This window comes from Corynebacterium sp. LaCa117, assembly GCF_046717765.1.
GTDB classification, from domain to species: Bacteria; Actinomycetota; Actinomycetes; order Mycobacteriales; family Mycobacteriaceae; genus Corynebacterium; species Corynebacterium kefirresidentii.
Window position 1 is genome coordinate 1,700,276 of sequence record NZ_CP177102.1, and the last position, 12,509, is coordinate 1,712,784.

Annotated in this window: 14 protein-coding genes; 7 read left to right on the top strand and 7 right to left on the bottom strand. The window is 60.3% G+C overall.

The features are described from left to right. The first annotated feature begins 15 nt into the window (after window positions 1-15). The 6 genes from ACLI1L_RS08325 (at window position 16) to ACLI1L_RS08350 (ending at window position 5,793) form a co-directional block, all read left to right on the top strand. Window positions 16-1,374 carry an amino acid permease gene (locus ACLI1L_RS08325; protein ID WP_411707330.1) on the top strand — a complete coding sequence of 453 codons (1,359 nt, stop codon included), beginning with the start codon at window positions 16-18 and terminating at the stop codon, window positions 1,372-1,374. A gap of 17 nt (window positions 1,375-1,391) precedes the next feature. Then, window positions 1,392-2,363, top strand: a complete 972-nt coding sequence (gene dapD, locus ACLI1L_RS08330; RefSeq protein ID WP_411707331.1) for a 2,3,4,5-tetrahydropyridine-2,6-dicarboxylate N-succinyltransferase — start codon at window positions 1,392-1,394, stop codon at window positions 2,361-2,363. Between the two features lie 99 nt (window positions 2,364-2,462). Next, window positions 2,463-3,794, top strand: coding sequence for an amino acid permease (locus ACLI1L_RS08335; protein WP_244169526.1), 1,332 nt, complete (start codon window positions 2,463-2,465; stop codon window positions 3,792-3,794). Window positions 3,795-4,193: 399 nt separating this feature from the next. After that, window positions 4,194-5,024, top strand: coding sequence for a type IV toxin-antitoxin system AbiEi family antitoxin domain-containing protein (locus ACLI1L_RS08340; protein WP_411707332.1), 831 nt, complete (start codon window positions 4,194-4,196; stop codon window positions 5,022-5,024). 84 nt (window positions 5,025-5,108) lie between these two features. Continuing rightward, complete coding sequence (locus tag ACLI1L_RS08345) at window positions 5,109-5,318, top strand: helix-turn-helix transcriptional regulator (protein WP_023021845.1); 210 nt, start codon at window positions 5,109-5,111, stop codon at window positions 5,316-5,318. Next, window positions 5,311-5,793 (top strand): hypothetical protein, encoded by a 483-nt coding sequence (locus ACLI1L_RS08350; RefSeq protein ID WP_086588089.1) that lies wholly within the window; start codon window positions 5,311-5,313, stop codon window positions 5,791-5,793. Before ACLI1L_RS08345 ends, ACLI1L_RS08350 begins: the two co-directional genes overlap by 8 nt. Window positions 5,794-5,976: 183 nt before the next feature. On the opposite strand, the gene ACLI1L_RS08355 is transcribed toward ACLI1L_RS08350, so the two are convergent. The 7 genes from ACLI1L_RS08355 to ACLI1L_RS08385 are packed head-to-tail and all read right to left on the bottom strand — an operon-like array spanning window position 5,977 to window position 11,739. After that, window positions 5,977-6,540: a GtrA family protein gene (locus ACLI1L_RS08355; protein WP_200287781.1), complete on the bottom strand. Its 564-nt coding sequence runs from the start codon at window positions 6,538-6,540 to the stop codon at window positions 5,977-5,979. Between the two features lie 30 nt (window positions 6,541-6,570). Next, a complete protein-coding gene (locus ACLI1L_RS08360; RefSeq protein ID WP_411707333.1) occupies window positions 6,571-7,410 on the bottom strand; it encodes a pseudouridine synthase in 840 nt (279 codons plus the stop codon). Beyond that, entirely contained in the window at window positions 7,403-8,491 is a 1,089-nt protein-coding gene (gene dapC, locus ACLI1L_RS08365) for a succinyldiaminopimelate transaminase (RefSeq protein WP_411707334.1), read from the bottom strand. The genes ACLI1L_RS08360 and dapC overlap by 8 nt, the downstream gene beginning before the upstream one ends. 3 nt (window positions 8,492-8,494) lie before the next feature. Beyond that, complete coding sequence (gene fdxA, locus ACLI1L_RS08370; RefSeq protein WP_005327491.1) at window positions 8,495-8,818, bottom strand: ferredoxin; 324 nt, start codon at window positions 8,816-8,818, stop codon at window positions 8,495-8,497. 53 nt (window positions 8,819-8,871) lie between these two features. After that, window positions 8,872-9,249 (bottom strand): hypothetical protein, encoded by a 378-nt coding sequence (locus ACLI1L_RS08375; protein WP_086588093.1) that lies wholly within the window; start codon window positions 9,247-9,249, stop codon window positions 8,872-8,874. Next, a complete protein-coding gene (locus ACLI1L_RS08380; RefSeq protein WP_411707335.1) occupies window positions 9,249-10,118 on the bottom strand; it encodes a PIG-L family deacetylase in 870 nt (289 codons plus the stop codon). The genes ACLI1L_RS08375 and ACLI1L_RS08380 overlap by 1 nt, the downstream gene beginning before the upstream one ends. Continuing rightward, window positions 10,108-11,739, bottom strand: a complete 1,632-nt coding sequence (locus ACLI1L_RS08385; RefSeq protein WP_411707336.1) for an ABC transporter family substrate-binding protein — start codon at window positions 11,737-11,739, stop codon at window positions 10,108-10,110. The genes ACLI1L_RS08380 and ACLI1L_RS08385 overlap by 11 nt, the downstream gene beginning before the upstream one ends. A 90-nt stretch (window positions 11,740-11,829) precedes the next feature. Here ACLI1L_RS08385 and ACLI1L_RS08390 point away from each other — a divergent pair, with 90 nt between their 5' ends. After that, on the top strand, window positions 11,830-12,507 hold the full coding sequence (locus ACLI1L_RS08390) for a GOLPH3/VPS74 family protein (protein ID WP_411707337.1): 678 nt from the start codon (window positions 11,830-11,832) through the stop codon (window positions 12,505-12,507). Window positions 12,508-12,509: the final 2 nt, after the last annotated feature.

The following is a 12,509-nucleotide window of genomic DNA, read 5'->3' on the forward strand; positions in this document are numbered from 1 at the left end:
CCTAAGGTGATAACAATGGCCGAAACCGCTCAATTGAAATCCCGTCATCTCACGATGATGGGCCTTGGCTCTGCCGTGGGCGCCGGCCTCTTCCTCGGAGTGGGCCTCGGCATCCAGATTTCCGGCACCTCGGTGCTCATTTCCTATGCCGTGGCCGGCGCGCTCATTGCGCTAGTGATGTGGATGCTCGGTGAGATGGCCGCCGCCCGCCCCTCTTTGGGGTCATTTTCCACCTACGCCGGTCAGGCCTTCGGACACTGGGCACGCTTTACCATGGGGTGGATTTACTGGTTCATGCTGATCATGGTCATGGGCGCCGAAATCACCGGCGCGGCCGCCATCATTTCCAATTGGTTCGATATTGCCCCATGGATTCCAGCGCTTATCGCCGTGGCGTTTTTCGCGGTGGTCAACTTCGCGGCCGTGGGCGGTTTTGGTGAGTTCGAGTTCTGGTTCGCCATCATCAAGGTTGGCGTCATCGTCGCCTTCCTCGTCATCGGCGTACTCATGGCGCTGGGCATCCTGCCGGGCATGGATTTCTCCTTGGCCGGTACCAACTTCACCGATAACTTCCTGCCCAATGGCATGCCGGGCTTCGCCGCCGGTTTGCTGGCCGTTGCCTTTGCCTTTGGCGGCATCGAGCTGGTGACGATCGCGGCGGCCGAGTCCGAGGATCCGGCGCACAACGTGGCCACCGCGGTGCGCGCCATCATCGTGCGCATCATGATCTTCTATATCGGCTCCATCGTGGTGATCACCATGGCGCTGCCGTTTAGCTCCATCCAGGACGCTGATGTCGCGGCCGATTCCCCCTTCACCCTGGTGCTCGCGGCCGCCAAGATTCCCTTCGCGGCCGGCTTCATGGAAGCGATTATCGCCCTCGCCCTGCTCTCCGCCTTCAACGCGCAGATTTACGCCACCTCCCGCCTGGTCTTTGATATGGCCAAGGACCACTGCGCCCCGGGATTCTTCCTCAAGCAAAACCGCGCGGGCTCCCCCATCAACGCCGTCATTTTGTCCATGGTCTTCGCCTTCGCTTCGGTAGGCCTGCAATTCTGGAACCCGCCGGGGCTCCTGGCCTTCCTCTTCAACGCGGTCGGTGGATGCCTGCTGGTCATCTGGTCCTTCATCGTGGCTTCCTTTATCAAGTTGCACCCCGCCCTGCGCGATAATGGCGAGCTGACCGAGATCCACGTACCCGGCTTCCCCTGGCTTCCGTGGGTTACGGCCGCCGCCCTGGCCGGACTGACCCTGCTGATGCTCTTTGATCCGGCCGCGCGCAACCAGGTCATCTCGGTGCTCATCCTGGCTGCGGTGCTCGTCATCTTGTCCTTCGTGCTTCCCACCGGCCAGCGCGCGGGGGCGCGGAAGTAGTTGCTAAGCTAGCGGGCATGACTTCTGCATCCGCACGTGGCCTAGCAACCATTACCCATGACGGCACCGTCTTGGACGTATGGTTCCCGGCCGTATACACCGATAAGAACGTAGAGACCACCGAGACCAAGCGCTTGGAAGAGGTCCCTCAGCAGTTCTCCGCGCTGGCAGGCCCAGACGAGGAGCGCGGCGTGGCCCGCGTTGCCGTCGAGACCTCCATCAAGGATCTGGATGACGCACCCGTCGATACCTACGATGCTTACCTGCGCCTGCACCTCCTTTCTCACCGCGCGGTCAAGCCGCACGGCCTGAATATGGATGGCATCTTCGGCCACCTCAATAACGTGGTCTGGACTAACTATGGCCCCTGCGCCGTCTCCGATTTCCAGATGGTGCGCGGCCGCCTCGCCTCCCGCGGCCCGGTCGTTGTCTACTCCGTTGACAAATTCCCCCGCATGGTGGACTACGTTGTACCGTCCGGCGTTCGCATTGGCGACGCGGACCGCGTGCGCTTGGGCGCCCACCTTGCTGAGGGAACCACCGTCATGCATGAGGGCTTTGTAAACTTCAACGCCGGCACCTTGGGCGCATCCATGGTGGAGGGCCGCATCTCCGCGGGCGTCGTCGTGGGCGATGGCTCCGATATCGGCGGCGGCGCGTCCATCATGGGCACCTTGTCCGGCGGCGGCAAGGAGGTCATCTCCATCGGCGAGCGCTGCCTGCTCGGCGCCAATTCCGGCATCGGCATTTCGCTTGGCGACGACGCCGTAGTTGAAGCCGGCCTCTACGTCACCGCCGGCACCAAGGTGACCGTTTTTGGCAAGGTCGCGGAAGCACTGGGCGTCGACAATGGCGAGAGCGTCAAGGGCTCCCAGCTTTCTGGTGCCTCCGGTATGCTGCTGCGCCGCAACTCCATCTCCGGTGCCGTCGAGGCTGTGGAATGGAAGGCCGAGGCCGTCGCGTTGAACGACGAGCTGCACAAGAATTAATACCCCCGATTCCTATAGACCAATCGGGGAAAATATGATGGAGGAGTGACTGATAACTCCTCCTCCCTCGGTTCTGGTCTGAAGGTCCGCCACCTCACTATGATGGGGCTTGGCTCCACCATCGGTGCCGGACTATTCCTCGGCACCGGCGTCGGTATCTCCGCCGCCGGGCCCGCCGTGCTCCTCGCCTATATCATCGCCGGCTTCCTGGCCATTTTGGTGATGCAGATGCTGGGCGAGATGGGCACCGTTATCCCCGCCTCCGGCTCCTTTTCCGAATACGCCGAACATGGCATCGGCCGCTGGGCGGGCTTTACCCAGGGCTGGATTTATTGGCTGGCCACCGTCGCCGTACTCGGCGCCGAAATCACCGGCGCGGCCGGATTCATTGGCTCCTGGTTCGACGTCTCGCCGTGGATTCCCGCCGCTATCTGCGTGGTCCTCTTCGGCATCATCAACCTGCTGCGCGTCCGTAGCTTCGGCGAATTCGAGTACTGGTTCGCCCTCATCAAGGTCGTCGTCATCGTGGCCTTCCTCATCATCGGCGCGCTACTCATCCTGGGACTTCTGCCTGGCCATTCTTTCATCGGCACCTCCGTCTTCCTCGAGGACGGCTTCATGCCCAATGGCCTCGGCGGCGTCGCGGCCGGCCTTTTGGCCGTAGCCTTCGCCTTCGGCGGCATCGAGGTCGTCGCCATCGCCTCTGCCGAATCCGAGGACCCAGAAAAATCCCTGGTCAACGCCGTTCGTTCCACCATCTTGCGCATCTCTATCTTCTACTTGGGCTCCGTTCTCGTCATCACGTTCCTTCTGCCTTATTCCATCTTGGGAGGTGCCTCCACGGCCGCGGAATCGCCCTTCACCATGGTCCTCGAGCGCGCCGGCATCCCAGGCGCGGCCGGCATCATGGAGGTTGTCATCGTCCTCGCGTTGCTCTCGGCTTTCAATTCGCAGATCTACGCCTCCTCCCGCATGATGCACTCGCTGGCCTCCCGCGGCGAGGCTCCGCGCATCTTCACTACTACAAATAAAGACGGCGTTCCCACCACCGCTATTGCCCTGTCCGTCCTACTCTCGGCCGTCATGGTGGTGCTCAACTACGCCGATACCGGCTGGCTTCTTACCTTCATGCTCAATGCCGCCGGCGCCTCCCTGCTCATCGTGTGGGTATTTATCGCCGTAAGCCAGCTGCGCCTGCGCCGTCAGCTCGAAGCACTCCATCCCCTCCCCATCCGCATGTGGGCCTTCCCCTACCTCACCTGGTTCGCCCTCGCGCTCTTCGCGGCCATCGCGGTGCTCATGCTTACCGACGCCACCGCCCGCACCCAACTCCTCTCCGCCACCGCTATGTTCGCGGTGCTCGCCGTCGCCGGTGTCATCAACTCCAAGGTTCGCGGGATTGACCCCACCTCCACCCTGCCGCTGACTTAGCCCCTCCCTGACTCCCCCTGCCCCTCTTCCCCCCTGCCGCTCCCCGCTACTCCCCGCCCTTCGCGCTCACCGGCACGCGGAGGGGCTCCTCTTTTCGTCCCCCAGTGAGCGCGAGGGGGTGAGTTGCCCGATGTTCCGCCCGCCGCGCTCACGGGGAGCGAATGGGGACGTCGGAAAGCTCTGCCGGTGAGCGCAAAGGTCATGGGCTTTCTATCGCTCCCCTCGCGCTCACCGGCAGCCGCCCTTTGACGGTGATCCGTGTTCACGGTGAGCGCGAGGGGCGGTTATCCACAGCGATCCAGGCCACGCGATGGAAAATAGGGCCCCACCTTTGAGTTATCCACAGGCTGCCAGGGTGTGCGTAGCCATCACGCACTGCGGCCGTTTACGTTCAATCACATGGGGGAATGGACAACCGCGGAACTACGCGAGCAAGGTTTGAGCAAAGAGGCGATTCGCCGCGAGGTGCGTGAGGGCAAGCTCTTTCGCGTACATCGGGGGATTTACACCGATACATGGACGCCCCAGGCGGTGGCGCGGGCCTTGGCGCATGGGCTCAGCCGAATCCATTTCACCGGAAAGACTGCACAAGAGATTTATCTCGGCCGGCAGCTAACCTTTCCACTGGAAGCGGAGGGGCCTCGTACATTGAAGGGAAACTGCTTCCACGTTTCGCACTCACGTCTCCGGGCCACACACAAGGTCAATGGCCTACCGGTGGTGCAACCGCTATGGGCTGCGCGCAAGATTTCGCGTGTGCGCAGGCCATTATTGGAAGCGCACTACCGCGGAAAGCACGGGCCCGGCCGCCTCGAAGAGGACCGTCGGCGAATGCGGCGCGTTCCGAAGCCTCTTAAAGAGATGATACGACACGCTGCTATAGGTGCAGATAGCTCACCGGAACGCACGCTAAGCAGGCAGCTGCGCGCAGAAGGAATCTACCCCAAGCACAATGTTCTCATCGCCGGCTACCGCTTTGACCTGAAGATTGGCAAGTTGCTGGTAGAAGTTGACGGCTGGGAATACCACAAGCACAGTGTGGCCTTTCAAGCTGACCGTACCAAGCAGAACGCGGCTGTAGCTCACGGTTATACCGTTTTGCGTTTTACTGCCGATGACATCATCCACCACCTCAGCCAAGCCGTTTTGCTCGTCAAGGCCACGTTGGAAGTGCTAAAAGGCGGTAGTCCGCAGCTCCCTACCTCAGCCACTGTGCCCTATTGGCGGTGACATCTGTGCGTATAACCCTTGCCTTGGTGACAAATTTCCTGTACACTCGGTAATGCAAGAACGACAGCCCGTAAAGGAGAACAGGTGGCCGAGCACCCCAACATGGTCCGCAAATGGCGCCGCTGGCTCGAATTATCACAAGCTGAACTCGCCAGAAGAGTTGGCGTATCCCGCCAAACCATCGCCAATATCGAACGCGGCAACTACTCGCCCTCCGTGCACCTCGCACTGGATATTTGCCACGAACTAGGAAAAACCGTCGAAGAAATTTTTGGAGCTGAACAACATGATTAACGCCATCGCCAATTACTCCCTCAAGGAAATCGATCGCGCGACTCGCGATGAATTCGAACGCGACACTCTTTACAAGGCCTGCGCAATCGGAATGACCCCAATCCCGTTCCTCGAACTCGTCGTCGCCGCAATTCTCGCCTGGGTCCTTCCTGGCCAAATGTCCATGCTGTGCTTCCTCGCGCTCGTGCCGTCCATCGTGGGCAACTCCATCGGTTCTGCTTGGATGCGCCAGCGCGTGGCCACCCCAATTGTTAGCCGCAATTGGACGGCTATCGCTGTCTACCTCATCCCTCTTATAGTCATGTTCGCCGGCATTGCCTATAACGCCTATGCGCCAGCCGACGGCCACGACCCCGTCTCCTACCTCATCGGTACCGCAGTCGGCGCCATTACCGTGCTCGCCCTGACCCCCTTCATTCGTCGCCGCCAGCACCGCCGCGACCAAGCTCGCCTCGATGCCGAGTTAGAAGACTAGTTTCACTCCGGCACCTCACCCCGCCCTTCGCGCTCACCGCGGACGGTGGGTTTTCTTTGTTTTCGTTCCCCGTGAGCGCGGCGGGAGGTACTGTCCCCTTCGCGCTCACTGGGAGAAAGAAAAATCTCCGCCAGCCTGCGCTGGTGAGCGCGGGGGCGGAGAGGAAGGAAATACGGGACCTAGCTAGGCCGGCTCGGTTTCCTCGACAAGTTGAGGCGTCTTCGGCTGCGAGCGGAAGGTCCACAGCTTGTTCAAGATAAAGTTAATCGGCATAGCGACAATGATAGAAATGGCCGATGCCCAGTACACCTTTGTACGCAAACCGGTCGAATCATCCAGAATGTCTGTGGGCAAGTGCAGCGGCGAAGTCGGATTCATTAAGAGTGTCGCCACAACTTGACTTACGATAAAAGCTCCAATTCCAGCGAGAAGGAATGGGAAGAAACCGCGCAGCCAAGACACCTTCGCCACCGATCGGAAAGTCCACATGCGATTCAGCTGGTAGTTCCAAGTGTTGGCGACCAAGAACGCAATGGTCAAAAACACATGGTACCAACGGATATGGAAAACAGAACCGAAGAGATTGATGAAGGGATCATCCGCCTCGATGCCGCCAGACCACCAAGTAATCTTTCTGCACAAATAGACCACAAAGAGATTAACCGCGGTACCGGAGCCGCCAACAATGCCGAATTTGAGAAACTGCCCAAAATTGGACACAAAGCGCGCGACGCTGAGGTCTGCCATGGGCCGCCTTTCTAGCCAGTGATTTAATAACTACTCGATTGTAGTTCTTAAGTCCTGCGAACTGAAAAATTGACGCTCGGATTGTGATAGAGGATCTATAAAAGAGATAGCCTCATGGAGTAGGGCGAGCGGGGCGCGAAAATCATACAGGTCGAGCTTGCGCGGGGCGGGATACGTGTCTTCCCCGAGAAGCGGGTGCCCCAGATGATTAAGCAGCACGCGCAGTTGGTGGGTATGGCCGGTGCGCGGCCACATGGTCACCTCCCGGCCGGCGGCGCGCACATACGTAGAGGTGGGCGTGCCATCGGAAGCAACGAGCACCTGGCGCGAGCCGCGGGGCTTGTGCATGTGCAGGGTGATTTCCCGGTCCACATAAAGCGGCCGCTTAACGACGCCCCGATACCTCTTCACTGCACTCCCCTCCCCAAAGATGCGCTGGTAAGCGGCGCGAGTGGCGGGATTGCGGGAACACAGCACAAGGCCGGCGGTCAAGCGGTCTAGGCGGTGCAGCGGCACGATATCGTCTTCACCGAAGTCCACGCGCAGCCGGGTTTGCAGAGTTTCGCGTTGCAGTCGGCCGTTGGTGGTCGTCGGCAGGAAGTGCGGCTTATCGGCCACGATGAGGTCGCGGTCGGCGTAGATGACTGAGTAGTCGAAAGGAATGGGGCGCTCGGCAGGCACAGTGGGGTGATACCAGGCGGGCACGGGACGCGGCAGCGCGGCCCCAGCCGGCAGCAAAGCCCCAGGCGGATAAGGGGAATCGCCGGCGCGGGCGGCGAAGTACTCCCCTTGCTCGGGCACGTGGCCGCGCAATACCGTCTTGCGCGGGGATATGCCCCCGCGTGCGGGAGGCCTGCCGGAATTAGGCACCGGCAAGGCGGTCTACTGCAGCATCGATGCGTTCATCGGTGCCGTTGAGACCAATGCGCACGTGCTTCTCGCCTGCTGGGCCATAGAAGTCGCCAGGGGCGGCGAGGATACCTCGCTCGGCAAGCCAGTCGATGGTCTCGCGGCAATTCTCGCCGCGGGTGGCCCAGAGGTACATGCCGGCATCGGAGTGGTCGATGGTAAAGCCGGCGTCGATAAGCGCGTGCATGAGCACCGCGCGACGGGAGGCGTAGCGGTTGCGCTGAAGCGTCTCGGTGTCGTCGTCGTTAAGCGCGGCGACCATGGCGGCCTGAATGGGCCCTGGAACGATGAGGCCGGCGTGCTTGCGCAGCAGCAGCAGCTCGTCGATGAGGTCGTTATCGCCCGCGAAGAAGCCAGCGCGGTAGGAAGCCATATTCGCGGTCTTGGATAGCGAATGCATGGCAATGAGCCCGGTGTTATCGCCATCGGTCACGCGCGGATCGAGGATGGACACCGGTGGATTATCGTCATTCCAGCCCAAGCTCATATAGCACTCATCGGAGGCAATGATGGCGTCGTTCTCGCGCGCCCACGCCACGATGCGGCGCAGCTCCTCCACCCCGAGCACACGGCCCGTGGGATTGGACGGCGAATTCAAAAAGACTAAAGAGGCGTCGTGGAAATCAGAATCCGCGCGCAGCGGAGTCGCTCCGGCAAGCAGCGCGCCCACCTCGTAGGTGGGATAAGCCACCGAGGGGAAGGCGACGGTCTCGCCGCGCATGCCCAAGAGCGTAGGCAGCCAGGCGATGGCCTCCTTGGTGCCAACTACCGGCAGTACGCGATCTACCTGCATGTTGTAGCGGCGGGTCAGCGCGGCGGCGATGGCCTCGCGCAGCTCCGGGGTGCCGGCGGTCTGCGGGTAGCCGGAGGCCTGCGCGGCTGCGGTCAACGCAAGCTGCACGCCTGGGGCTACTGGGTCAACGGGGTTGCCCACCGAGAGGTCAACGATTCCACCCGGGTGGGCCTGGGCCTTCTTCTTGGCGCCGGCCAGTGAATCCCAGGGGAAGTCTGGAAGCGTCTTTCCTAGCGGTGTGCGAGCCATGTCTTACTCCTGATTCTGTGGCGGAAGCGCGGCAATCATCGGAACGTCAAAGTCCTGCGGGCCGAGGGCAGCTGCGCCACCCGGAGAGCCCAAGTCATCGAAGAAGGCTGCGTTGGCGTCGTTATAGTCCAGCCACTCATCGGGAACGTCATCCTCGTAGAAGATGGCCTCGACCGGGCAAGCCGGCTCGCAGGCGCCGCAGTCCACACACTCATCCGGGTGGATGTAGAGCATGCGCTTGCCCTCGTAGATGCAATCAACAGGGCATTCCTCAACGCAGCCGCGGTCCATTACGTCAACGCAAGGCTGTGCGATCGTATAAGTCATGGAGATTCCTTGAAACTTCCTGATGTCTAGGATTTGGGGTGATTAATAGTATGTCACTTCTGCTTGAAAAATGGCCAAACGCCGCCGCCTATTCCCGCCAAAAGCAGGAGCAGACTGAGAATATTATTGGCCAAGAGCATGTCTCCAGTCATTGGCACCATCAGCATGAAGGCGAAAAAGCCCAAGCACCATACGATGAGCGGGATGGCGCCGACTACCGGGGTGCGGCTCCACAAGCGGGCGGTGCGGGTGAGCACGGAGTTAAACCACCACGCGATCACAATGGTAATGGGAAAGGCTACGCTCGCCCCATTCGATAGCGGGATGCGGGCGGTGAGATAAATGACCTCGAGAAATACCGAAAGCAACGCGCCGATAGCCAACCAAACCAGGCCGGTTACCTGCTCGCCGCGGCTAAAATCCGTGCGCATCACAGGCCACCGAGCAAATCATCGGCCGGCTCGCCTTGGCTCAGTTGGAAGTATTCGGCAGGCAGCAGCGGCATAACTAGCAGATTGGACAGGCCAAAGGCGCCGGGCACGCGCTGAGGTTCATGGAGCGCGGCCACAGCGGACGCGGGATTGGTGCGGGTGGTGGAGCCATCGGCCAACCAAATTTGGGAGGCGTGAGCGCGCATGGCGCGGCGCTTGGCGTCCAAGGCGGCGTCAGAGAGAGCGACAGTGACATCAGCCCCCTCGTTGGTGAAATTGTCCAAGTAGTCCTGGCTGGGCTTGGTCCATCCAGCTGGGGCATCGAGGGTTTCCAGACCGGCGTAGTTAGCGGCGCGTTCAAAAATGCCGTACCAAATGCGCACGCTTGGCGACGCCGCCTTCATCACCACCTTATGCACCGCAATGTGATCCGGGTGGCCATATCCACCATCGGGCCCGTAGGTCAAAATGGCGTGGGGGTCAATTGCTTCGAGCTCCTCACCGAGGAAATCGGCAGCCTCATCGATACGATTGACCAGCGCGCGCGAATTTTCGTGCGAGGGTGAGCCCGCCATGCCGGAGTCACGGAAGTGACCGAAACCGCCGAGCTGGATTCCCTTTACTCCAAGAGCCTCCAGTGCGTTAGCCAATTCGCGAGCGCGAAAGCCGCCGAGCTGATCATGATCGGCCAGGCCCTGATAGGGCTCACCGATAACCTCGCCGTCCTCGCCCAAGGTGAGCGTAATAACGGTGACCTCGGCGCCGCGTGCGGCGAGGCTCGCCAGGGTACCGCCCATAAAAAGGGTTTCATCATCCGGGTGGGCGTGGACTGCCACCACGCGATAGCCGGTTAAATCCTTAGTCTTCATCTATCCTCCAGCGGGGCGCGGTGATAAGACCCCCGTCCCAGTCATCAATGCTTTGGCCGGGGCCTACAATACCCTTCCCGAGCGCGTGGATACGCGTCTCATCCATCAGCGGCACGTAGAGCGCTTCCTTAGAGTTCACTTCTCGAATGCGGCGAAGGGCTTCCTTTGGGCTGAGGGCGCCGGACAAGATTTCCTTGCGAATCTCCTCCGCATTCTCCGGACAGATTCCGGACAAATCGCCTGCCAGTGGTTGTTTATTATCGCAGCTAAAGATATTTGCCGCGGCCAACGAGTTCAAGGAGATATCTTCCCAAGTGACCACAGCATCCACATCGCCTTCTGGCAAAAGCTTGGAGGTTATTGTGGTCAGGCGCTCGGAAACCACCTCGGCATCTATCCCGTGGGCTTCCAGGACATCGTAGAGGGTATTTGCCGCGGCCAAGGCAGTGGGGCTAGTAGGGTCTACCGCAAAGCGAATCGGTTTCTTGCTGGCGCGTGCGCGCAACGCAGTAAGATCCGTGTCTTTACTTATGGGGTTATTTCCGGGCTCCAGATTGGAAGCGCGGCCGGTGGCCAAGCGGGCGACCTGATCCGTATCAATCAGTGAGGCCAATCCGCGGCGCTCTGCCCTTTCTTCCAATGCGCCTTCTGCAGTAGACATGTGCAGGCGCAGTTGGCGTGGGCGGGTAAGTGCTTTTTCAGAAACATGCCCTAAAAGACCCAACGCCTCCTCTGAGGTTTGGTCCGGAGTAAAGTCCGCGAATCCAATCTGTCCGGAGCGCAGCATATTCAGCGCCTGGGTGCTATCGCGCACCTCACTTAGCTGGATGACATCCACTTGGGCCGGGTTAGCGCCCCAGAACCGATCATTTCGGTTCAAGGTAATGACTCCGCGGCCGCGGTCCACGCTATCGACAAGGAAGCGTCCGGCCGAGGCTGGAATCTTATCCGCTAAAGCAGAGTCGAAATTATCATCTTGCAATAAGTGCGAAGGCAGTAGGTTATGGAACAGCAGGTGCCAGTCCTTAACCTTCTGAGAAAAATCCACCGTGACTACGCGACCACCATCAGAGGTATTCACTGCCGAGATGGCGTGGTAGCCAGCGGGATCTCGTACACCGGCGGTCGTGGTCATCTGCTTCCACAAGTAGCTAAAGTCCGCGCCAGAGATAGGCGTACCATCTGACCACTGCGCAGGTGAAGCAATAACATAGCGCACCCGCTGCGCCACCCCCTTGGGGGCATTTACCTCGGCGGCGGATTCCAGGATATCGGCGTCCCTCTGGCCGCCGTGGAAAGTTGAAGGCAACACCAGTTCCGCAATCTGGTCCACCAGCTCGGAGTTATTGGCCACCAGGTGAGGATTTAAGCCCGCGCGCAGGGGATCTACGCCCACTGAGATAGTAGGACGCTTGGCGGAATCGGTGTCTTGGGGTGGCTCTTCTTGCTGTTTTGCAGTGGTGGTGGCCTGATCCTCTTGCAGCGCGGAGGCATTATCCTCCACCACCGGTGGAGGGCCAGGGTTAGCCGCGCAAGCGCTTAAGAAAGCAAGGCTAGCGGCGCTCAGCACCGCCGCCATTGCCAACGCCGCGCGCCTTGTTGAAGCCGGATTCTTTTTCATCGCGGACTACTTTAGTCCCTCTACCCCGCCGAAACGAAGATTAATGGCGCTAGACTCGGCCATAGACCGCTACTTTTTGAGGAGGCCCCAATGCTCATCTGCCAAGAAATGTTCCTTCTACTGACCAAGGACAACGGCAAGAAGGAAGACTGGGTGTCCAATAATGAGGCCGCGCTGCGCGCCACCGTACTCGCGGACCTGCTGCTGGGCGGGCATGTAGAGCTCGGTGAGAAGAAAAGGGTGGAGACTACTCCACAGCGCCCGGAGCACCCCGTGTTGGCTTGGGCTTGGGAGGAGCTGCAGCAGCACAAGGCCACCAGCATGCAGAGCCTCTTGGAGGCTTCGTGGTTTACCCCGCGGGAAATCATCGCTTTGGATTTCCACGCGAATGGACAGCTCGATGTGGAAAAGGCCAAGTGGTGGCAGATAAGCGGCGACCGCTACATCATGACGGACCTGGAGCTAGAAAACGAACTGCGCGAGCGGCTGGTTGCAGTATTGAAAGCGCAGCGTCCGGCCGCGATCAATGACGTCATCATCCTAGATATTCTCCGCGAGGTCAGCGGGGCTTATACCCTGCTGAAAAACGATGCGGAGGGAATGAAGCGCCGGGAGATGCGGGCACGCATTCAGGAAATCAAAAAGGAGGTCGAGTATGACAAAACCGCCTCCTCTGCGATCAAGGCCGTAGTTGAGGAGGCGGCAGCGGTGGCGGCGATGGTTGCCACGTCAGCGGCAATCACCACAACCTCAATCACCACAACCTAGAG